This is a genomic window from Mycolicibacterium brisbanense, from assembly GCF_001570425.1.
Taxonomy (GTDB): Bacteria; Actinomycetota; Actinomycetes; order Mycobacteriales; family Mycobacteriaceae; genus Mycobacterium; species Mycobacterium brisbanense.
Genome location: NZ_BCSX01000056.1, coordinates 250760 through 270412 on the forward strand (window position 1 = coordinate 250760; position 19653 = coordinate 270412).

23 protein-coding genes and 2 tRNA genes are annotated in these 19653 nt (G+C 66.3%); 16 read left to right on the forward strand and 9 right to left on the reverse strand.

Annotation, left to right across the window (positions count from 1 at the left end):
• Positions 1–17 precede the first annotated feature (17 nt).
• The 12 genes from RMCB_RS34005 (at position 18) to RMCB_RS34060 (ending at position 9635) form a co-directional block, all read left to right on the forward strand.
• Positions 18–896 carry a hypothetical protein gene (locus tag RMCB_RS34005; RefSeq protein ID WP_131805611.1) on the forward strand — a complete coding sequence of 293 codons (879 nt, stop codon included), beginning with the start codon at positions 18–20 and terminating at the stop codon, positions 894–896.
• Positions 893–3625, forward strand: coding sequence for a hypothetical protein (locus RMCB_RS34010; RefSeq protein ID WP_131805612.1), 2733 nt, complete (start codon positions 893–895; stop codon positions 3623–3625). The genes RMCB_RS34005 and RMCB_RS34010 overlap by 4 nt, the downstream gene beginning before the upstream one ends.
• 1 nt (position 3626) lies before the next feature.
• A complete protein-coding gene (locus RMCB_RS34015) occupies positions 3627–4766 on the forward strand; it encodes a glycine-rich domain-containing protein (RefSeq protein WP_062832251.1) in 1140 nt (379 codons plus the stop codon).
• Between the two features lie 10 nt (positions 4767–4776).
• Positions 4777–5166, forward strand: coding sequence for a phage tail fiber protein (locus RMCB_RS34020; RefSeq protein ID WP_062832252.1), 390 nt, complete (start codon positions 4777–4779; stop codon positions 5164–5166).
• Positions 5163–5549 carry a DUF1003 domain-containing protein gene (locus RMCB_RS34025; RefSeq protein ID WP_062832253.1) on the forward strand — a complete coding sequence of 129 codons (387 nt, stop codon included), beginning with the start codon at positions 5163–5165 and terminating at the stop codon, positions 5547–5549. The genes RMCB_RS34020 and RMCB_RS34025 overlap by 4 nt, the downstream gene beginning before the upstream one ends.
• Positions 5550–5553: 4 nt before the next feature.
• Complete coding sequence (locus RMCB_RS34030; RefSeq protein WP_062832254.1) at positions 5554–6327, forward strand: hypothetical protein; 774 nt, start codon at positions 5554–5556, stop codon at positions 6325–6327.
• Positions 6324–6683: a hypothetical protein gene (locus RMCB_RS34035; RefSeq protein ID WP_062832255.1), complete on the forward strand. Its 360-nt coding sequence runs from the start codon at positions 6324–6326 to the stop codon at positions 6681–6683. Before RMCB_RS34030 ends, RMCB_RS34035 begins: the two co-directional genes overlap by 4 nt.
• A 67-nt stretch (positions 6684–6750) precedes the next feature.
• Positions 6751–7704: a glycoside hydrolase family 25 domain-containing protein gene (locus tag RMCB_RS34040; protein ID WP_234792344.1), complete on the forward strand. Its 954-nt coding sequence runs from the start codon at positions 6751–6753 to the stop codon at positions 7702–7704.
• Positions 7701–8675, forward strand: a complete 975-nt coding sequence (locus tag RMCB_RS34045) for a cutinase family protein (protein ID WP_062832256.1) — start codon at positions 7701–7703, stop codon at positions 8673–8675. The genes RMCB_RS34040 and RMCB_RS34045 overlap by 4 nt, the downstream gene beginning before the upstream one ends.
• A gap of 14 nt (positions 8676–8689) precedes the next feature.
• On the forward strand, positions 8690–8992 hold the full coding sequence (locus RMCB_RS34050; protein ID WP_062832257.1) for a holin: 303 nt from the start codon (positions 8690–8692) through the stop codon (positions 8990–8992).
• Complete coding sequence (locus tag RMCB_RS34055) at positions 8992–9384, forward strand: DUF2746 domain-containing protein (RefSeq protein WP_062832258.1); 393 nt, start codon at positions 8992–8994, stop codon at positions 9382–9384. The genes RMCB_RS34050 and RMCB_RS34055 overlap by 1 nt, the downstream gene beginning before the upstream one ends.
• On the forward strand, positions 9381–9635 hold the full coding sequence (locus tag RMCB_RS34060) for a DUF7427 family protein (protein WP_062832259.1): 255 nt from the start codon (positions 9381–9383) through the stop codon (positions 9633–9635). The genes RMCB_RS34055 and RMCB_RS34060 overlap by 4 nt, the downstream gene beginning before the upstream one ends.
• 183 nt (positions 9636–9818) lie before the next feature.
• Here RMCB_RS34060 and RMCB_RS34065 read toward each other — a convergent pair whose 3' ends face one another.
• The 3 genes from RMCB_RS34065 to RMCB_RS34075 all read right to left on the reverse strand — a co-directional run bounded on the left by RMCB_RS34065 (position 9819) and on the right by RMCB_RS34075 (position 10855).
• Positions 9819–10241, reverse strand: coding sequence for a hypothetical protein (locus RMCB_RS34065; protein WP_062832260.1), 423 nt, complete (start codon positions 10239–10241; stop codon positions 9819–9821).
• A gap of 1 nt (position 10242) precedes the next feature.
• Positions 10243–10458 (reverse strand): type II toxin-antitoxin system HicA family toxin, encoded by a 216-nt coding sequence (locus tag RMCB_RS34070; RefSeq protein ID WP_062832261.1) that lies wholly within the window; start codon positions 10456–10458, stop codon positions 10243–10245.
• A 324-nt stretch (positions 10459–10782) separates the two neighbouring features.
• Positions 10783–10855 (reverse strand) — tRNA-Lys (locus RMCB_RS34075).
• Positions 10856–11008: 153 nt separating this feature from the next.
• On the opposite strand from RMCB_RS34075, the gene RMCB_RS34080 reads away from it, so the two are divergent.
• Entirely contained in the window at positions 11009–12229 is a 1221-nt protein-coding gene (locus RMCB_RS34080; protein ID WP_062832262.1) for a L,D-transpeptidase, read from the forward strand.
• 1 nt (position 12230) lies between these two features.
• On the opposite strand, the gene RMCB_RS34085 is transcribed toward RMCB_RS34080, so the two are convergent.
• Both RMCB_RS34085 and RMCB_RS34090 read right to left on the reverse strand, forming a co-directional pair.
• On the reverse strand, positions 12231–12698 hold the full coding sequence (locus RMCB_RS34085) for an SRPBCC family protein (protein WP_029371981.1): 468 nt from the start codon (positions 12696–12698) through the stop codon (positions 12231–12233).
• The gene (locus RMCB_RS34090; RefSeq protein WP_062832263.1) at positions 12695–13381 is read right to left on the reverse strand and encodes a DUF899 domain-containing protein; all 687 of its coding nucleotides are present in this window, start codon (positions 13379–13381) and stop codon (positions 12695–12697) included. The genes RMCB_RS34085 and RMCB_RS34090 overlap by 4 nt, the downstream gene beginning before the upstream one ends.
• Positions 13382–13513: 132 nt before the next feature.
• Here RMCB_RS34090 and RMCB_RS34095 point away from each other — a divergent pair, with 132 nt between their 5' ends.
• Entirely contained in the window at positions 13514–14290 is a 777-nt protein-coding gene (locus RMCB_RS34095) for an SDR family oxidoreductase (protein WP_062832264.1), read from the forward strand.
• Here RMCB_RS34095 and RMCB_RS34100 read toward each other — a convergent pair.
• The 3 genes from RMCB_RS34100 to orn all read right to left on the reverse strand — a co-directional run bounded on the left by RMCB_RS34100 (position 14287) and on the right by orn (position 15728).
• Positions 14287–14883, reverse strand: a complete 597-nt coding sequence (locus RMCB_RS34100; protein WP_062832265.1) for a class I SAM-dependent methyltransferase — start codon at positions 14881–14883, stop codon at positions 14287–14289. The two genes, RMCB_RS34095 and RMCB_RS34100, sit on opposite strands and share 4 nt — an antisense overlap.
• Before the next feature lie 82 nt (positions 14884–14965).
• Positions 14966–15038, reverse strand: a tRNA-His gene (locus tag RMCB_RS34105).
• Positions 15039–15080: 42 nt separating this feature from the next.
• On the reverse strand, positions 15081–15728 hold the full coding sequence (gene orn, locus RMCB_RS34110) for an oligoribonuclease (RefSeq protein ID WP_062832296.1): 648 nt from the start codon (positions 15726–15728) through the stop codon (positions 15081–15083).
• Between the two features lie 117 nt (positions 15729–15845).
• On the opposite strand from orn, the gene RMCB_RS34115 reads away from it, so the two are divergent.
• Positions 15846–17423, forward strand: a complete 1578-nt coding sequence (locus RMCB_RS34115; RefSeq protein ID WP_062832266.1) for a helicase HerA-like domain-containing protein — start codon at positions 15846–15848, stop codon at positions 17421–17423.
• An 84-nt stretch (positions 17424–17507) separates the two neighbouring features.
• Here RMCB_RS34115 and cmrA read toward each other — a convergent pair whose 3' ends face one another.
• Positions 17508–18314: a mycolate reductase gene (gene cmrA / locus RMCB_RS34120; protein WP_062832297.1), complete on the reverse strand. Its 807-nt coding sequence runs from the start codon at positions 18312–18314 to the stop codon at positions 17508–17510.
• A 43-nt stretch (positions 18315–18357) separates the two neighbouring features.
• Here cmrA and RMCB_RS34125 point away from each other — a divergent pair, with 43 nt between their 5' ends.
• Positions 18358–19653: an MFS transporter gene (locus tag RMCB_RS34125; protein ID WP_062832267.1), complete on the forward strand. Its 1296-nt coding sequence runs from the start codon at positions 18358–18360 to the stop codon at positions 19651–19653.

Sequence of the window (19653 nt, forward strand, 5' to 3'; positions counted from 1 at the left end):
TGTGACGGGAGCTTGACATGACATCGCCAGTGAATCTGACGACGAACCCGGACGGTTCGCAGACGCTCAAAGTGACGGGCGTCGATCTCACCATCGACGATATCGACCCCGACACCGGTACCGGATCCATCACGATCACAGCGGCCGGCGGTTTCGCGCACCTGCCGAACGTGCTGCAGGGTCTCCCGGGACTGCCGCCAGTGTTCCCGGCGGGGCAGATCACGACGACGCCGGTGGCGCACGGTACGGCGCTCCCCGCGACGAACCCGGCCGTGACGCTGATCGATCCGGGTGGCCCGGGCGTGGCGTCGCAGTACGGCCTGGAGTTCTTCATCAACTCGGGCGCCGACGGCAACCCGGGATCATTCGCGCTCGCCGCCGCGGCGGACGTGCTGGAGGCGACGGCGACGATTCTGGGTCAGTCGCTCGTGGTCACGCAGGTGACCCCGTCGCTGCAGTTCGGGTTCGCCTCACAGATGGGCCAGGTGTACTACCCGTCGGTCATCAACTCGACGGGCACCTCGGGCGGCTCTAACCGCACCATCGCCACGGTGCCGATCCCGTCGCTGGTCTACGCGTGCAAGCCGATTGTGTCGTGCCAAACCCTCATCACGCCGACCGACGGCACGGCTCAGGTAAACCTGGTGGCGCGGCTTGGTAATGCGACCACGGGGCCGATCATCGGCCAGGGTTTCGGGCTTCCGGGTCAGACGTGCATCGTCAACATCGCCTTCGGTGTGGCGGCAGGCTCGGGGGCGACCGTCGGTGTGGTGAACGCTGCGACCCCGACCAACGTGTATTTCAACGTCGAGCAGGTCGGCGGGACGACGGGCGCATTCACGACCGCTGCGGCCACCACGTGGGGCTGCGGCGTGGCGGTCTTCCCGATCCGATGAGCAGCCCGTCTGGGCCTCCGCAGGTCACGCCGGCTCAGCAGGTCCACACTCCGCCATCGGGGGAGTCGCGCCAGCAGATCAACCCGCTCACGCAGCAGCAGCTCCAGTCGATCGCGAAGTCGATCGTCCAGCAGGTGCTGTCGTGGGTGGTGCAGTCGCTGACGGGCATGTTCAACCCGGGGGCCTCGTCGACGTCGCAGCTCACCGCGTGGGCCGACACGATCTGGACCGCGGCCAACCAACTCCAGACGGTCATCAACGACGTGCTGGGCGGATCATCGCACACGGCAGCGGATTTCACGGCGTTTCTCAACACGCTGCTGGGGCCGAATTCGCCGCTGCCCGCTGGCAATCTGTTCGGGACCATACTGCCGAACCTGATCCCGCATATCCCGGCCGCGCACATCGGCAACTCGAACCCGAACCTGCTGACCAACCCGAGTTTCGACAACGTCAGCTCGCTCGATGGTCTCGGGCAGTGGACCTACGACGCGGTCACCGGTCACACCGCGGCCGGATCTGCGACGACGACGGGCGCCGGTGTCAACCGCCAACTCGTCGCGAACCGGATCCCGGTGGCGCAGGGCGACACGATGGCACTGTCGGTGTGGACGATGTGGTCGAGCCTGGTGGCCACGGGCACCCCGATCCAGCTGAACCTGATTCAGTACCTGGGCAACTCGCAGGTAGCGGTGCAGACGATCGCGTCGGTGGCATCGCCGGGCGCGTCGAGCGCGTGGCGACAGCTCTCGGGCACGTTCACGATCCCGTCGGGCGTTGATTCGGTGGCACTGGCGCTCGTGGTGGGCCCGACCGCGACGGCTGGCAACGTGTGGTTCGACGATGGCTCGGTTACCAAGACGGGCCTGGTGAAGTTGCCCCTGATCAGCGGGTTGACGTCGGGCCAGACACTGGCGCAGGACTTCCAGGCGGCCGTGGATCAGTTGGTGAACTGGACAGGCGGCACCTCGACGGGCAACCCCGTGTCGGCCATTGCGGGCGCGTTCTCGCATTTCTTCAGCGGCGCTGGCCAGTTCGGAACGCTGCTGACGAATCTGTTCGGCTCCAACGCGATTGGGTCGACACTGCAGAAGCCTGCACTGCCGACGCTCAACAAGAGCGATATTCCAGATCTCCAGTCGATCGTGACGAACCTGTTCGGAACGTCGTCGATCGGGACCGTCCTGCAGAAGCCAGCGTTGCCGACCTTGACGAAGGCCGACATACCCGATCTGCAGACCATGGTGGACTACGCCTACCAGGTGGTCAACGGCGGCAGCTCGACGGGCAACATACTGTCGTCGTTCAAGGCGTCGCTGAATTCCATTCTAGGGACGGCGAACACGGCCAGTTCGAGCGTGACGACGCTGCAGAGCAACCTATCGTCTGCGCCGGCCACGGTCATCGGCAGTATCGGCAGCGTCATCCTGGACGGCTCTCACACTGTGCAGAACCTGCTTGACCAGTTCAATCAGGCAGTCGGTGGATCCGGCACCGGCAACGGCCTGGTCACAGTGTCCGGCAACGTCAACTCGCTGGCGAACACGGCCAACGCGGCAGCGGCTGCGGCGGCAGCCGCGCAGGCCACGCTGGCGGCGCAGGCGGGCACGTCCAACGCGGGATCGTCGGGCGCATTGTTCTCGACGAACTTCGGCGGCGCGAACGGCTCCAATCTGGCCAGCGCCGACTGGAATCCCTACAGCACCAACCTGCTCATCGAGGGCAGTAACGGCTACATGGGCATCAAGAGCGGACTGGCCGACGGCACGTATTCGACTGTCTGCCAACATGTGTTCGCTACGCAGAACCAAAGCGTCCAGGTGGTGCTGGGCAGCTACGGCGGATCCGCCACGGCACCGCTGTATGTGGTGTGGCACTCGACGGCGACGCTCGGAGCTGGCGGCGCGTGCGCGATCATCACCGGCAACGGCGTGCAGATCGGATTCCTGTCCAGCGGTGGCGCTTTCACCCAGTTCACAGGCGGCTCATGGGTGGGGTCGCTGGCACAGGGTCAGCGCGTCGAGGTGCACAACGTGGGCACGACCTACACGCTGTCGGTCAACGGCACGGTGGAGATGTCGTGCACGGACACCTCGGGACTGGTGACGCTGGCCAACACGTCGGCGCAGGTGTACATGGTGCGGCACACCACAACTGGATGGTTCGGGCAGACGACCACCTACGACTGCTTCCAGCTCGCGTCGTTCGTGCTGTCGGACTACGTGCAGCCCACCTATCCCGGATCGTTCGCACGCATCACCAAGACCACCGGCAGCACGACGTGGGCGTCAGGAATCTTGGCCGCCAACACATTCAATGTGACCGACAAGGCCACCAACGACATCACAGTGGACCGGGTCAACGGCAAATTCACCGTCACCTATGCGGGCGCATACTCGGTCAAGTTCCGGCTGGACAGCGGCGGTGCGGAGATTTCGCCCACCTCCAGCCCGCCCGTCGACGTCGTTCCGGTCATATATGTCAACGGAACAGCCAAGCAGTGGGGCCGGTCCATCTACCTGGCCTACGACACGTCGCTGAGCACCGGATCGCAGCACGGCTGCAAGTCGATCTCCGGCGAGTTCGATATCGAGTTGGCCGCAGGCGATTACGTGCAGGTCGGCACGATCCTGACCAATGGCGGCCTGAGTTCCTGGAGTATCACCGGCGACGCCAACGGTCTCGGTAGCTGGCTCTCCATCTCGCTGCTGAACCGGAGTTACGCGTAACGTGTCGCGGCCCTGGACTCCGAACCCGGGTCCGGTCGTCCCGCCATCAGCGATCGGGTGGTGGGTCGCACCGCCGAGCGTCGCGCAGCCATCCGAACGTGGCTGGTGGGCAGCACTGTCCGACGGCGGCGTGATCTCTGCCGTGGCCACACTCAGTGGCGGCGGCCGCATCAGCGTCTTCGGCGGTGGGGACATGCCCGCTCTGGCGTCGATCGCAGGCGGCGGCATCGCGGCGCTACACGGCGGGGGCGACCTTGCTGCGTCCGCCGTGCTCGTAGGCGACGGGATCATCAGCCACTCCGGCGGCGGCCTCATTACGCCAGCGGCTGCGGCGCTCGCAGGCGACGGGCAGATCGGGCACTTCGGCACCGGATCGCTGGCGGGGCTCGCTGGCCTCACTGGCGATGGTCAGATCGCCCACACCGGCAGCGGCCTACTGGTCGCGACCGCCAACCTCACCGGTAACGGCACCGCGGCGCACACCGGCGGGGGAGCACTCGCGGCGACAGCGGCGCTCGCAGGCGCCGGCTCGGCGGCGCACACCGGCGGCGGCGCATTGACGTCATTGGTCACCGTCAGCGGCGACGGTTCCCGCGCTGCGGCTTACCTCGCGGCTGGGACTTACACGTTCTTGCTGCCATCGACCTACACCTACGTCGACCTCATCATCCTCGGCGGCGGTGGTGGTGGCGCCGGTGGTACGTCGTCCAGTGGCAGCAACGGCGGCTTGGCGTCCACGTGGTTCGCGATCACGCTGCAGCGCGGCGTGGATATCCCGACCTCCACCACAGCCCTGACGGTCGTCGTCGGGGCCGCGGGCACAGCAGGTGCGGCCAACGGCAACGGTGGCCCGGGTGGCAACACCACAGTGTCGGGCACCGGGGTAACCACTCGGACATCGACTGGCGGCGCAGGCGGATCCGGCACGAGCCTCACGGCCAGCAATGGCGGCAGCCCCGGCACCGAGACCTACAACGGCATCACATACCCCAGCGGCACCGGAGGCGCCGGAAGCACCAGCGCGGCCGGATCGCCGGGCACCGGCAACGGTGCTGGCGGCGGCGGCGGCGGCTCCCTGTTCTTCGCAGGCAAAGCAGGCGGCGCGGGCACACCCGGCGCGGCATACCTCATCACCAGATGAAAGGCACACGATGGCAACAGGACTGAGTGCAACCAACCTCGTCGACAACTGGTTGGGAATGCTCATCGGAACAGCGTTCACCGCGCCGAGCGCGCTCTATGCGCAACTCCACGTGAGCGCGGGCGACCCCGGCGCGGCGGGCACCGCCAACCCCTCGGCCGTCACGACCCGGCTGCAGATCCACATGACATTGGCCTCACACCAGCTGTCACTGACCACTCCCTATGGCGTGTGGACGGCAACGGCGTCCGAAATCCTTGGCTACGTCAGCATCTGGGATGCGGCGACGTCGGGACACTTCCTGTGGTCATTCCCAATGAGCGCCACGCACCCGTGGAACGCGGGCGACACGTTCACGCTCAACAGTGAGACGTTCTCACTCGGACCGCTGGCCGCATGAACCTCTGGCATCTACACCCGGGCGTCCGCACGGGCAAGGCACTCCCGATCGGCGACCGGGCGGCGGACTGGCTGCGAAACGGCATGGGCTCGTGGACATTCGTGCTGGCCGCGATCCTCGGCATGTCCGCGTGGTCGCTGTGGGATGGGCCCGGCGGCGTCGACCCGTTCCCGTACATCTTGCTCAACCTGTTCTTGTCGATGCTCGCCGCGCTCCAGGGCGCCATCATCCTGATCGCGCAGAAGCGCGCCGACGCCGTGGCCAGCGAGGAAGCGCACCACACCCTCGAGAACACCGAGCTACTCCGCGCGCTGCTCGAACACAACACAGAGCTGACCCGACAAGTGCACGAACTCATCCACAAACCGCAAGATCAGAGGTGACGCAATGGAATTCAAGCTCGGCAAGCAAGATCCGATCAAGGGGGCGTACAAGCTACACCTTGTCGACTACATCAAGACCGTCAAGTTGCCCGCTCCGCCAACGGCATTCGGTTGGGATTACCTGATCTCCGATTGGGGAATGCTCGCCAATGACCAGATCGGCGACTGTGTCATCGCGGGCGGCCTGCATGAAACCCTGATGTGGAATGCGGCCGCACGCAACACGGTGAACCTGTCCGACGACTGTGCCATCGCCAACTACTCGGCGGTCACCGGATACGACCCGACCAAGGTCGGCGACGACGGCAGCAACCCGACCGACAACGGCACGAACGTTGAGCAGGCAGCCCGCTACCGCGTCACCCATGGCCTGGTCGACGGCGACGGCAAGGCGCACACCATCGCCGGATACCTGTCGCTCAACCCTGGCGATCTCGCACAGATGGCCTCGGCTGCATGGATCTTCGGCGCTGTTGGCCTCGGTCTGCAGCTTCCCGACTACGCCATGGACCAACTGCAGAACAGCCAGCCGTGGGACGTCCAGGACGGCGGCACCATCGAGGGCGGCCACTACGTGCCGATCGTCGGCCGCGGTGACGACGGCCTCTGGAAAGTCGTCACCTGGGGCCAGATTCAAAAGGTCACCGACGCGTTCATCGCCAAATACTGCGACGAGGCGCTCGTCTACCTCAGCGCCGAAATGATGGCCAACGGCGTCACGCTCGACGGCCTCAACTGGCAACAGCTCCAAGACGATTGGAAGCAGGTCCGCGCATGACACAGAGCGTTCCGCCCAACGAGGGCGAACCCCAAGAGGGCCAGGAGAGCCACGGGCTGTTCTGGCACCACAGACCATCCTGCCAACCGGCATGGGTGAATCAACTGCTGCACCAGCAGCAGCAAATCCTGAATGGAGTCATCACGATCATGGCACTCGTACAGGTCGAACAGACCGATCTCGACACCCTGGCCACCAACCTGCAGACCGCCATCGCGGCCGTCGGCACCGAGGTCAAGAACCTCGAGGCCCAGGTCGCCGCGGGCAACCTGCCCGCCGGCTCGCTCGACGGGCTGAACAGCGCCCTGACCGCGCTGCAGGCGCTCGAACCGCCCGCACCGGCTCCCACAGCCTGACCCACCCCGCAGCAGGCCCCGGGCGACCCCCGGGGCCTGTCTGCGTTCAGCCCACGAAAGGATCTCGATGGCCGACACCATTTTCGCCGACGTCTCCGAATTCCAGGCGCCCGTTGATGACTCGTACCCGTACCCGGTGCTGTCGATCCGCGTCAGTGACGGCACCTACGTCGATCACAATTTCGCGCACAACTACGCGTGGATGCGGGCGGCGCTCGACAGCGGCAAGCTCACGTTCGGCATCGTCTACACCTACGTACGCCCGGCGACGTGGAACACCAACCGTGACACGGTGATCAACACCATCAACGCCAACGGCGGCCTACACCCGCGCGTGGTGCTCATGCTCGACGTCGAGTCGGGCGGCAACCCCGAAGGTGACCAGTCCGACGGCATCAACCGGCTGTACTGGGGCCTGCACGATTGGGGCGCTGCTGGCCGCATCATCGGTTACGGCAATACCTGGGATCTCAACTCGTGCTGGCCGACGAAGCCCGACGGTATCCCGCTGATCGTGGCGGCATACGGCTCGAATCCCAGCTACCCCAACAAGATTGCGCACCAGTACACGGACGGATCCGTGGGCGCCGACCCGGCGAACGGTCTCCCGTCTGGCGCGCCCCCGTTCGGCAACTGCGACATGAACGCTGCGGATGGCCTGGACGCCAACGCATTCGCCGCAGCGTGCGGCATCGGCGCGCCCGTGACGCCGCCTGTGACCCCACCCAGCAACCCACCAACCGGAGGTAACACCATGGCTGACGCCAATTCCATCGCCAACGCCAACGACGGCATCGACGCCACCGGCAAGGAACTCCCGTGGCGGATCGTGCACATGCTGCGCGACGCGCAGATCGGCGACCTGTCCACCGTGGCCAACGGCGACGCCGAAGGGCCGAACGTCACCGCGTCGTTCTACGACCAGACCGTCACGCTGGCGAAGATCCTCACGCGCCGCTACAAGGGCCATGACGTTTTTGACATGCTGGCCCTGATCGGTGATCACCTGGGCGTGCTGTGAGCCGCGACTGGCTGGCGCTGCAATGCGCCTATGCGGGCGTCGCGATGCCCAAGCAGCACGTCATCATCACCGTCAACGGCACCGGCTCGCCGGATCCGTTCGGCCCGGGGTTCGCCGGCGAGCTGGGCAGCCAGGTTGACCAAGAGCTGTTCTTCTGGCAGCCCGTCGGCTATCCGGCCGCGACGTTCCCGATGGGTCCGTCGGTCGATCAGGGCGTGAACGAGGTTGTGCGCCTCGTGCCGCTGTACGCGCTCAGCCCGCAGTGGTCCGGCAAGGTCGTCCTGTCCGGCTATAGCCAGGGCGCGCTGGTCGCCAATAAGGTCTGGCGCGACGAGATCCTCAGCCCGAGCGGTCGGCTGCACGCGCTCGCACAGTCCGGCGCCATCGAGGTCATCGGCATCGTCAACTTCGGCGATCCGATGCGCGCGCCTGGGATCTGCAACGGCAACGTGGCCGCTGGCTTCCTGATCCCGGCCAACCTGGACGGCTACGTCACCGGCGGCATCGCGGGCCCGGGCGACCTCACACCCGCACAGACGCCGTCATTCCTGATGTCCTGCAACAACGATGGCGACCTGTACGGGGCCGCACCGGTGGGCACCACGCCGTGGACCCAGCAGACCGGCGTGGGGCTCGACGAGACGCTCATCTTCAACATCGTGCAGAACTTCGACGTGGCCAACATCATCGCCATCGTCCAGGAGGCCGCCGCGATTATCGGGCTCAACCCGGGCGCCATCCCTACCGATCTCATCACCGGACTCGTCAGGGGCGTGATCACCGGAGGCGGCGGTCTCTCCGGCGTCCCATCCACCGGCGCGACGAGCATCGCGCACGTCGTCGCGCTCGTCGAGGCGCTCGTCAACGGCGGCATGTTCGTCGCGAGCGGCTTCGGTCCTCACGGCGACTACGAGAAGTTCATGCCCGCCATGGTCGGTTTCGTCAACAGCGTCGGCGCAGCCGCCGCGTAATCGAAAGGCTCACAGTGCAAATCACCATTCCGCCCATCCCGCCGTTCCTGCTGGACCTGGGGGAGCGCGCGGTCAAGACGTTCGCGGGCACGCTGCTCACCGTGCTCACCGGCGGCATCGTCGGAACCATGAGCCTCACGTCGCTGCCGTGGGCCGAGGCACTCAACACCGCGGCCGGTACCACGGTGGTGTCGATCATCTTCTCGCTGGCGTCCGCGCAGTGGGGCGACAAGACGGCATCGCTCGTCAAGCAGGTGGAGTACAAGCTGACCGGCGGCGTCAAGACGCTGTCACTCCCGTTCCGTCGGGCACGGTGATGGGGTTCAGTTCGGTCACGCTCAACTCGGGCAACTGGCTGACCCTCATCGCCGTGGTGGCGCTCGGCATCTTCCAGGTGGCACACGGGTTCGTCACGCGGCCACAGCGGCAGGCCGTGAAGGAGATCCACGAGCAGCGGGAGGCCGTGAAGGAGATCCACGAGCAAACGGTGAACACGCACGACACCAACATGCGAGCCGACATCGACAAGTCCATCGCGATCAGTGCGGCGACCGACGCCAAGGTGGACCGAATGCTCGCCGAGCGCGCATCCGACGCCGCCAAGATGGACCTCATGCTCACTGAGGTGCGGGAGATGCGGCGCGACGTCTCCGACCACAGCACTCAAATCGGTGAGATCCGTGGCGAACTGAGGCACCTACGGAAATGAGAACCGGAGACAAGGCCGTCATTGGACTGGCGGCCTACGTGTTCGGGTGGAACGTGTGGGCCGGCGCGCGCGATCACGAGATGATCAGTGAAGCGTGCGACCGGTACCTCGCGTGTCCGCGGTGGCGCTGGCTCGCCCACCTTGTCATGGCGCTGGTCTACCTGCACGTCTCAAATCGGCTGCCCGCGTGGGCCGATCCAATCCACCTGCTATTTGCCGTCGTCGGCAACCGTCGAAAGGGTCAGCGATGATCTGTGACACCTGTAAGGCCGAATACACCGATTGGGGGCGCCACGCGGCCACGTTCCGCCACTGGGCCAGCCTGTGGGTCGCGCGGTTCCTGTACTTCTGAACTGGTGCGACCGCTCGTTGCACCCGGCCAATACACTGACCTTGCCGCCCCGCACCTCTCCAGCGGGGCGGCATTTTGGCGTCTAGGACGCCGATGTCGAGATGAGCTGCTGGGCACGCTGAAACGACAGCCCGAGCACTTCCCCGACGTCGCGCACCGCGACACCGTGGGCCGCGAGGTCACGCGCGAGTTTCTTGGCCTGCTCTTGGGCCGCCGCGGCGTGACGCTCCGCCAGTTCACGATCGTGGGCGACCTTCGCGGCCGCGGCCGACACGTCGATGCCGTCGACCTCGATCGTGATGTGCACCCCGACCTTGGATGGTGCCGAGTCGGTCACGGTGCAGATGAAGTCGACCGCCGTGCCGGGCACCTCGTTGAGCCGGCGCGCTTGGGTGACAGTGCTGAGGTTCGTTCGCCCCTCGGCGTCGGTGTACCCGGCGAGTTCGGGCACCTCGATCATCCACCACCGGTCGTCGCGGGTGACGTTGACCTGATAGGTGTGCATGTCAGTCCTCCTTGCAGTTGGTGGCGCAGGCGTCGACCGCCTCGTTGACCTGGCGGCGCACGCCCGGGCTGATGGTCCGGTGGCCATCCACCAGCGAGATGCCGTAGCGGCCGTGGCGGCAGGTCCACACGGTGTGGCTGCCCTTGCCTTCGCGGGAGGTGAATCCCGCCTTCTTGAGCTGCTTGACGATTTCGCGGGTGGGGGCCGGTGCGATCATGACTATAGTCTAACCTGCTGGACTGTTTCTAGTCAAGTCGACTAGACAAAAACTGTTGGATCGAGATACGCTATCGACACAACAGCACAGGGGCCGGGAGCCGCAAAGGACGCCTACGAGATCAGCGCGACTGATGCACCGGTGACGTAACCACCCGATGTGCCTTCTCGAGCTCCCCGCCCCTGGCTGTTGGCGAGACGAAAAATGCCCCGCCACCTCGTACGAGGGGCGGGGCATTCGTTGTTGGGTGACCCCTAGGGTGAACTCCACTGCGTAGAGTTACCCGTAGGGTGTACCCCTTGGAAGGAAAACCCTTCCGACCTGTGCGCCGTCAGGGTTTCGAACCCCGGACCCGCTGATTAAGAGTCAGCTGCTCTACCAACTGAGCTAACGGCGCGCGCATGGAACGATAACAGGCCATGCGCCCAAGATGAAATCCGCTGGTCCGTGCCGGTGGTTCGAGACCGTGCGTAACCCCTCGATCCCACGTTCCCTTAGACTATTGCCAGAATTCGTCGGTTTGCTGACGTCATGCGAGGTGGAGCGAGAAATGTGGCAGGTGCAGGCATTGACCCGGCCGGGGCGAAAACGGCTCCGCCGCGCGGCCGTTGCCCTGGCTCCGGCTGTGATCTTCGGCATATCGGCATGCACGGGTGCCGTCTCGGCGCCGCCACCCCCTGTGATCGCCGACAAGGGCACGCCATTCGGCGATCTTCTGGTGCCGAGGGTCAACGCCTCGGTGGCCGACGGAGCGGTCGGCGTGGCGGTCGACGCCCCGGTGACCGTCAGTGCGGAGAACGGCGTGCTGGGCAGCGTCAGCATCGCCGACTCAAATGGCACCCCGGTTGCGGGCAAGATCAGCGCTGACGGCCTGACGTGGTCGAGCACCGACCCGCTCGACTTCAACGAGCGTTACACCCTCAACGCACAATCGCTGGGTCTCGGCGGGGTGGCCAACCGGCGCATCACCTTTCAGACGCATTCCCCGGCGAACCTGACCATGCCCTACGTACTGCCCAACGACGGCGAGGTCGTCGGCATCGGCCAACCCATCGCGGTGCGGTTCGACGAGAACATCACCGACCGGCCGGCCGCCCAGCGCGCCATCACGGTCAAGACCGACCCGCCCGTGGAAGGCGCCTTCTACTGGCTCAGCAATCGTGAAGTGCGTTGGCGCCCAGCCACATACTGGAAGCCCGGCACGACGGTGGACGTGACGGTGAACACCTACGGTGTGCGACTCGGCGACGGGCTGTTCGGACAGAAGAACGTCGCGAACCACTTCACCATCGGCGACGAGGTCATCGCGACCGCGGACGACAACACCAAGACGCTGACCATCCGGCGCAACGGTGCGGTCGTCAAGACCATGCCGATCTCGATGGGCAAGAACAGCACGCCGACCAACAAAGGCACCTACATCATTGGCGACCGCTTCAGTCGCCTGGTCATGGACTCGTCGACCTACGGCGTTCCGGTCAACTCGCCCAACGGATATCGCACCGAGGTCGACTTCGCCACCCAGATGTCCTACAGCGGCATATATGTGCACGCGGCACCGTGGTCGGTGGGCAGCCAGGGTTATAGCAACACCAGCCACGGATGCTTGAACGTGAGCACCGCCAATGCCCGCTGGTTCTTCGAGAACACCAAGCGGGGCGACATCGTCGAGGTGGTCAACACCGTCGGCCCGGTGTTGCCGGGCACCGAGGGTCTCGGCGATTGGAACATCCCCTGGGACCAATGGCGCGCCGGCAACGCCGGGGCCTGAGCTAGGTGACCGAACGGTCCAGCGCGGCAAGCGATTCAGCGATGAACTCCTTGCCGAACGGCGGCATGCCGACCTGGTCGCGGAAGCTCTGCGGCGTACCGGTCCAGTCGTAGGTCAGGGTGACGTCAGTGGCGTCGCCGTTGGGGGCCAGGTCATATCGCCACCACCAGCCGCCTGGGTTGTGCTTGCCGGCCTCGTCGAGCTGGCCGGGAAGCCACGCGATGGTGCGGTCCTTGTCGAATTCACTGACCAGGTTGTGCATGACGTAGTGCCCGCCGGCCTGCGGCAGGAACATGTTGATCGCGAAGATCTGCCCGGTGCCCGTGATCGGCTGCGGGTCGATCGCGTCGCGCACCCAGTCTCCGGGTTCGGTGTCCTTGTGCCGCGCCGGATCTGACAGCACCGCGAAGACCGCACTGGGTGCGGCGGCGATGGTGTGGGTGACGACGTAGCGCTCGGGTTCGGTCACTGGGAGTCCTTTCCGTAGATGCGGGCGATATCCGGGCTGTCGAGCCACCCCGAATAGGTCGGCCGTTGCGGCCACCCCTCGGGGGAGTCCTGCCACTGTTCCTGTCTTCCCCACGGCAGCAGGTCGATGAGCGCGAAGCTGTGGCTCAGCTGTTCGGTACCGCGGCCGTTGGTGTGCCATGTCCGGTAGACGGTATCCCCGTCGCGCAGAAACACATTCACGGCGAAGCCGGCGCCGGGAGCGGCGTCCATGTCGGTGCCAAACGAACTCTGCGACGACGAATACCACTGCATCTTGTTGCCGACCTTGTCACGGTAGGCCAGCGCCTCCTCGATCGGGCCGTTGGTGACGATGACGAAGCGGGCGTCGTAATTGTCGAGGAACTCCAGCCGGGTGAACTGGGAGGTGAACCCCGTGCAGCCGCCGCACTGCCATTCGGCCCCGTCGTTCCACATGTGGTGGTAGGTGATGAGCTGCGAGTGGCCCGCGAACACGTCGGCCAGCCGGACGGGCCCCTCGGCGCCGATGAGCGTGTACTCGGGCAGTTCCACCATGGGCAGGCGGCGCCGCTCGGCGGCGATCGCGTCCAGCTCCCGCGTTGCGGCCTTCTCGCGGCGGCGCAGATCATCCAGCGCCGCGCGCCAGGTCTGCTTGTCAACCACCGGTGGCTTGGCTGTCGTCATCGAATCTCCTTCGCTACATGCTTCACGCGACGCCGGTCTCTCGTATTGACCCGCCATGCGTCCGGAACTCATCGCGCACGGTACTGTCCGACGACGAAGGGTTACCTAACACCGAAAGCGGGGGCAACCAGGATGAGCGGCCACCAACCCGATACCGCCGGGCTGCGACTTCTCGTCGTCGGCGCCTCCTCGGGCATCGGTCACGCGGTCGCGATCAGCGCCGCCGAGCGCGGAGCGAAGGTCGCGGTGGCGGCGCGGCGCGTCGAGCTGCTGACCTCCCTGGCCGACTCGATCGGCGGTTCGGCGTTCGAGCTCGACGTCGAAGAATCCGGAGCTATCGCCCGCGTGGTTGACGCCGCGGCGCAGAGCCTCGGCGGGCTCGACGGCGTGGTGTTCACCAGCACCGTGGTGCCGTTCGCCTATGTCGAGGACACCGACGTCGCCACATGGCTGCATGCGTTCAGCGTCAACACCGTCGGCGCCAACAACGTGCTGCGGGCCGCGTTGCCGCACCTGTCCGACAACGGTGTCATCCTGATCGCCTCGAGCCACGATGTGGGCCGGCCGCGCGCCGGGGTGGCCGCCTACGGCGCCAGCAAGGCCGCCCTCGACGAGATCCTGCATTCGTGGCGCAGCGAGCATCCCGAGCTGTCGATCCTGCGGGTCGGTATCGGCCCGACCGAGGACACCGAGATCCTGCGCGGCGCCGACCGTGATCTGCTGGCTCAGCTGTACGACTCGTGGGTTGAGCACGGGCAGCTGCCCAAGCGGATGTCGGCGCTGCGCGACGTCGCCAACACCTTGGTCTCCCTGGTCAGCACCGCGCACGAAAACCCCAGTGTGGTACCGGAATTCGTTCAACTGGCGCCGAGGATCCGGCGCTCGACGAAGGCTGAGGCGCGCGGCTAGACCGGTGCCTGCCAGGTGATCAGGACGCGGCCGTAGAGCAGGCGGCGCACGGTCGCGCCCGGAAGTGCCTGACGCGCCTTGGCGCGCAACCGGCCGAACGTTTCCGGCGGAGGCCATTTGATGGGAGCCGAGTGTTCCCACTTGCCCTTGGCGCGGTTGACGACGGCACACGCCATCCAGGCCGGGATATGCCAGGCGATTTCGCGCAGCGACGGCTTCACGAACGTCGTCACCGCAACAGTGCCGCCGGGCCGCACCAGGGACGCGAACCGGGTGAGCGCGGCGCGCGTGTCGTCGAAATGGTGCAGGGCGGCATTGGAGACCACCGCATCGAAAGCGTGCACGGGCAGGTCTGTGGACATGACATCGCCGTGGATCCAGTTGACCGGCGCGGCGGGAAAGCGGATCTGGGCCCGGTCGAGCACCGGCTCGTCGATGTCCACGGCCATCACGTCAGGCACTCGCTGCGCCAGCCGGGCCGCCAGGAAGCCATCGCCACACCCGACGTCGAGAACGGTGTGGGCATCCTGCGGGACCTTCGAATCGAGCAGCCCGTCGTAGTGAATGTTGATGTTCCACGGTTGGTTGTCCACTACTTCGTGGATACCAGGTTCTGCCGGGCATCGCCGCAGAGCCCAAAAACGCCGCCCACTTGCGTAGACGGCGTTCTGTCGGGGTGGCTGACGGGACTCGAACCCGCGACAACCAGGATCACAACCTGGTGCTCTACCAACTGAACTACAGCCACCATCGCCGCTTTCGCCTTTCGGCACACGCGGCGTCGTAGATACTAGCCGCTCGGACGCTGGAGTGCCGAATCGCTATCCCCGGCGTTGTCCGAATCGGGCCCCAGCGTGCTGGCAATGGCCGCAATGTCGCTGGTAGACGGCCCGGGCGGGGCGACGAAGGCCGTGGCGCGGTAGTACTTCAATTCCCGGATCGACTCGTGGATGTCGGCCAGCGCGCGGTGTGCGAGCCCTTTCTCGGGCTGGCCGAAGTAGATCCGCGGGTACCAGCGCCGGCACAGCTCCTTGATGGAGCTGACGTCGATCATTCGGTAGTGCAGGTAATCGTCGAGTTTGGGCATGTCGCGGGCGATGAAACCGCGGTCGGTCGCGATCGAGTTGCCGGCCAGGGGTGCGGTCTTGGCCTGCTTGACGTGGCCACGGATGTAGTCGAGCACCATCTCTTCGGCGGTCGCCACGTCGACGGTCGAGGCGCGCACCTCTTCGATGAGACCGGACCGGGTGTGCATCTGGGTCACGATGTCGACCATCGAGTCCAGCGCCGCGTCGTCGGTATGGATGACCACATCCAAACCGTCACCCAGAATGTTCAGGTCCGCGTCGGTGACCAGCACCGCGATCTCGATGAGCCGGTCATTCTTGAGGTCGAGGCCGGTCATCTCGCAGTCGATCCATACCAGTTCGTCTCGCACGAAGGTCCACAGTATGCCCAAACCCGACAAGCGGTCGCCCGCACCCACCGCGCGGGCGGATTGCCCAGTAGTGTCAGGTCCCGATTGGCTCGTTCGCGCATACGGGAGGACCGCGGCATGACCACCGAATCGACAGCAACCCCCGCGCAGCAGATCGCCGCCGGCTACGCCGTCGGGGGACAGGCGTTGGAACTCGGGACTGTCGTTGTCGACGGGACCGTCGACCCGGGCGCGCAGATCCGCATCCCGCTCGCCACGATCAACCGGCACGGGTTGATTGCGGGCGCCACCGGCACCGGCAAGACGAAGTCGTTGCAGGTGATGGCCGAGCAGCTGTCGGCGGCAGGGGTGCCGGTGGTGATGGCAGACATCAAGGGGGATCTCTCGGGATTGTCGAAGCCGGGAGAGGCCAACGACAAGACCGCGCAGCGGGCCAAGGACACCGGCGACGACTGGGCGCCGACGGCGTTCCCCGTGGAGTTCCTGTCGCTGGGCACGTCGGGTCTCGGTGTGCCGGTGCGTGCCACGATGACCAGCTTCGGGCCGATACTGCTGTCAAAGGTGTTGGGCCTCAACGCAACCCAGGAGTCGACGCTCGGCCTGATCTTCCACTGGGCTGATCAGAAGGGGCTGTCGCTGCTGGATCTTAAGGATCTGCGCGCGGTCATCCAGTACCTCACCAGCGACGAGGGCAAGCCCGAGCTCAAGGCGCTGGGCGCGGTGTCGCCCGCCACCGCCGGAGTTATTCTGCGGGCTCTGGTGAACCTGGAGGCCGAAGGCGGTGACACCTTCTTCGGCGAGCCTGAGCTGGAACCCAAGGACCTGATGCGTGTCGACGCCCAGGGCCGTGGCGTCATCACCCTGCTGGAGCTGGGCGCGCAGGCCGCACGTCCGGCACTGTTCTCCACCTTCTTGATGTGGGTGCTGGCGGATCTGTTCACGACGCTGCCGGAGATCGGCGACGTCGACAAGCCCAAGCTGGTGTTCTTCTTCGACGAGGCGCATCTGCTGTTCGCCGACGCGTCGAAGGCGTTCCTGGAGCAGGTGGAGCAGACCGTCAAGCTGATCCGCTCCAAGGGCGTCGGCGTCTTCTTCTGCACCCAGCTGCCCACCGATGTGCCCAACGACGTGCTGTCGCAGCTGGGCGCCCGCGTCCAGCACGCGTTGCGGGCCTTCACCCCCGACGACCAGAAGGCGCTGTCCAAGACGGTGCGCACCTATCCCAAGACCGACGTCTACGACCTGGAGAAGGCGTTGACCTCGCTGGGAATCGGTGAGGCGATCGTGACGGTGCTCTCCGAGCAGGGGGCGCCGACGCCGGTGGCGTGGACCCGGATGCGGGCGCCGCGCTCGTTGATGGGTGCCATCGGTGACGACGCGATCAAGGCGGCCGCGCAGGCCAGCCCGCTGCAGGCCACCTACGGGCAGACCATCGACCGTGAATCGGCGTACGAGATCCTCAACGCCAAGCTGAACGCGGCACCGCCGCCGTCGGAGAGCGACCCGGGCGGATTCGCCGGCGTCGAGGCGTCCGGTGAGGTCGAACCGATGCCCGCGCCTGCTCGGCGGGAAGAGCCCGGCATCGTCCAGCAGGTGCTGGCGAGCTCGGCGTTCAAGAGTGCGTTGCGTTCGGCGGCCACCGTCGCAGGCCGCGAGATCACCCGCAGCATCTTCGGCGTCGGCCGCCGCCGCTAGCTTCCACCTCCGCGGAACTGCATTCCAGGTTGTTAATCGTCGCGCTCAACAACCGGGAATGCAGTTCCGGCGGAAACGAGGAAGCTAGTCGCCGCCGAGCTTCTTGTAGACCGCACCGACGATCGGCGTGACGATGGCGCGTGGAGCGTAGCCGGTGGCCACCGACATGGCCTTGGAGGTGACGCCGGGGACGACCCGAATCTTGTTGTGCTCCAAGCCATCCAGCGACAACTTCGCGGTGTACTCGGTGGAGATCCACAGGAAATCCGGGATCAGCCGTTCGACCAGCGACTGCTCGGACGGATCGGGCAGTTCGGTGCGCACCGGGCCGGGCGCCAGCACGGTGACGTGCACGCCGGAGCCCTTGACCTCACCGCGCAGCGACTCGCTGAAGGTGTTGGCGAACGCCTTGGTGGCCGCGTAGGTAGCGTTGTTGGGAATCGGCGAATTGCCTGCCACCGAACCGGAAATCAGGATCCCGCCGGCCCCCCGCTTCACCATGCCCGGCAGGACTGCGAGGACGAGGTCATGCACGCCAAGCACATTCAGCTGAACCTGCGCCTTCTCACCGGCGGGGTCGAGGTTGACCACCGGGCCGAACGTGGCGGTGCCTGCGTTGGCGCACAGGATCGAGATCTCGCGGGACGCCAGCTCGTCGCACAGCGTCGCCCGGGCCGCCGGGTCGGCGAGGTCGACACCGCGCACCTCGACGGTCACGCCGTAGCGCTCCGTGAGCCGCTGCGCCAACGTGTTCAGCACGTCCTCGCGCCGTGCGGTGATGATCAGGTGGTGTCCGCGGGCGGCGAGCTCGGTGGCCAACGCCTCGCCGATGTTCTGCGAGGCGCCGGTGACGACGGCGCGGGCGTCCGGACTGGTTGCGGGAACTGGCATGGGGCTCATCCTAGAAGTAGCCAGGAGCCATAAAGTGTCGGTCATGATCAACCCCAGGCGAGCGCGGGTGGTCGCGTGGGCCTTGTGGGACTGCGGCGCGACGGGCCTGAACGCGATCGTCGTCACCTTCGTGTTCTCGGTGTACCTGACCGGCAGCGTCGGAGCGGGCCTTCCCGGCGACACGACGCCGGCGAGCTGGCTGGGCCGGGCCATGACGGTCGCGGGTCTGGTGGTGGCGCTGCTGGCGCCCGCCACCGGAATCTGGGTCGACGCGCCCCAGCGCAGGCGCCGGGTGCTGGCGGTGATGACCGGTGCGGCCGTGGTGCTGACGTCGGCGATGAGCCTGATCCGCGACGACAACCGCTACCTGTTGCCGGGCCTGGTGTTGTTGGCGTGCACGGCGGCCTGCAACGAGCTGGCCACGGTGCCCTACAACGCCATGCTGCGACAACTGTCGACACCGGAGACCTCCGGGCGGATCTCAGGGCTGGGCCTCGCGCTGGGGTACGGCGGCAGCGTGGTGCTGTTGCTGCTGGCCTATGTCGGGTTCATCGCCGGTAGCGGCGACACCCGCGGGTTGTTGGACATCCCGGCCCAGGACGGGCAGAACGTGCGGGCGGTGATGCTGCTCACGGCGGCGTGGTTCGTGCTGTTCGCACTGCCGGTATTTGTGGTCGTGCCCGGGGTGACCGACGCGGCGCCGGTCGAACGCGTGGGGCTCTTCGGTGCCTACCGCAAGCTGTGGGACGAGATCCGCAGCGAATGGCGCCGCGATCACAACGTCGTCTACTACCTGCTGGCGAGCGCGGTGTTCCGTGACGGGCTGGCAGGCGTGTTCGCGTTCGGCGCGGTGCTCGGCGTCAACGCCTACGGCGTGTCCGAGGCGGACGTCCTGTTGTTCGGCATGAGCGCATGCGTGATCGCGGCGTTCGGGTCGGTCGTCGGCGGCATGCTCGACGACCGGGTCGGTTCCAAGCCCGTCATCGTCGGTTCGTTGGCGTGCCTGATCGCGGTGGGACTCACCCTGTTGTCGCTGTCAGGGCCGGTGGCCTTCTGGGTGTGCGGCCTGCTGCTGTGCCTGTTCATCGGGCCGACGCTGTCATCGGCGCGCACGATGATGTTGCGGATCTCCGCGGAGGGCAAGGAAGGCGTGGCGTTCGGCCTCTACACGACCACGGGGCGGGCTGTGTCGTTCCTGGCGCCGTGGCTGTTCTTCACCTTCATCGACGCGTTCGGCGCCGACCGGGCAGGCATGGGCGGGCTGTGCCTGGTGCTGGCCATCGGCCTGGCGGCCATGCTGGCCGTGCGCACGCCGCAGCGCGTGCACGACCCGGTGTAA

Bases quoted from the DNA above. Each gene is read 5' to 3' on its own strand.
- RMCB_RS34005 (WP_131805611.1), top strand. From the start codon at position 18: ATGACATCGCCAGTGAATCTGACGACGAACCCGGACGGTTCGCAGACG.
- RMCB_RS34010 (WP_131805612.1), top strand. From the start codon at position 893: ATGAGCAGCCCGTCTGGGCCTCCGCAGGTCACGCCGGCTCAGCAGGTC.
- RMCB_RS34020 (WP_062832252.1), top strand. From the start codon at position 4,777: ATGGCAACAGGACTGAGTGCAACCAACCTCGTCGACAACTGGTTGGGA.
- RMCB_RS34025 (WP_062832253.1), top strand. From the start codon at position 5,163: ATGAACCTCTGGCATCTACACCCGGGCGTCCGCACGGGCAAGGCACTC.
- RMCB_RS34030 (WP_062832254.1), top strand. From the start codon at position 5,554: ATGGAATTCAAGCTCGGCAAGCAAGATCCGATCAAGGGGGCGTACAAG.
- RMCB_RS34035 (WP_062832255.1), top strand. From the start codon at position 6,324: ATGACACAGAGCGTTCCGCCCAACGAGGGCGAACCCCAAGAGGGCCAG.
- RMCB_RS34040 (WP_234792344.1), top strand. From the start codon at position 6,751: ATGGCCGACACCATTTTCGCCGACGTCTCCGAATTCCAGGCGCCCGTT.
- RMCB_RS34055 (WP_062832258.1), top strand. From the start codon at position 8,992: ATGGGGTTCAGTTCGGTCACGCTCAACTCGGGCAACTGGCTGACCCTC.
- RMCB_RS34060 (WP_062832259.1), top strand. From the start codon at position 9,381: ATGAGAACCGGAGACAAGGCCGTCATTGGACTGGCGGCCTACGTGTTC.
- RMCB_RS34065 (WP_062832260.1), bottom strand. From the start codon at position 10,241: ATGCACACCTATCAGGTCAACGTCACCCGCGACGACCGGTGGTGGATG.
- RMCB_RS34070 (WP_062832261.1), bottom strand. From the start codon at position 10,458: ATGATCGCACCGGCCCCCACCCGCGAAATCGTCAAGCAGCTCAAGAAG.
- RMCB_RS34080 (WP_062832262.1), top strand. From the start codon at position 11,009: ATGTGGCAGGTGCAGGCATTGACCCGGCCGGGGCGAAAACGGCTCCGC.
- RMCB_RS34090 (WP_062832263.1), bottom strand. From the start codon at position 13,381: ATGACGACAGCCAAGCCACCGGTGGTTGACAAGCAGACCTGGCGCGCG.
- RMCB_RS34095 (WP_062832264.1), top strand. From the start codon at position 13,514: ATGAGCGGCCACCAACCCGATACCGCCGGGCTGCGACTTCTCGTCGTC.
- RMCB_RS34115 (WP_062832266.1), top strand. From the start codon at position 15,846: ATGACCACCGAATCGACAGCAACCCCCGCGCAGCAGATCGCCGCCGGC.
- cmrA (WP_062832297.1), bottom strand. From the start codon at position 18,314: ATGCCAGTTCCCGCAACCAGTCCGGACGCCCGCGCCGTCGTCACCGGC.
- RMCB_RS34125 (WP_062832267.1), top strand. From the start codon at position 18,358: ATGATCAACCCCAGGCGAGCGCGGGTGGTCGCGTGGGCCTTGTGGGAC.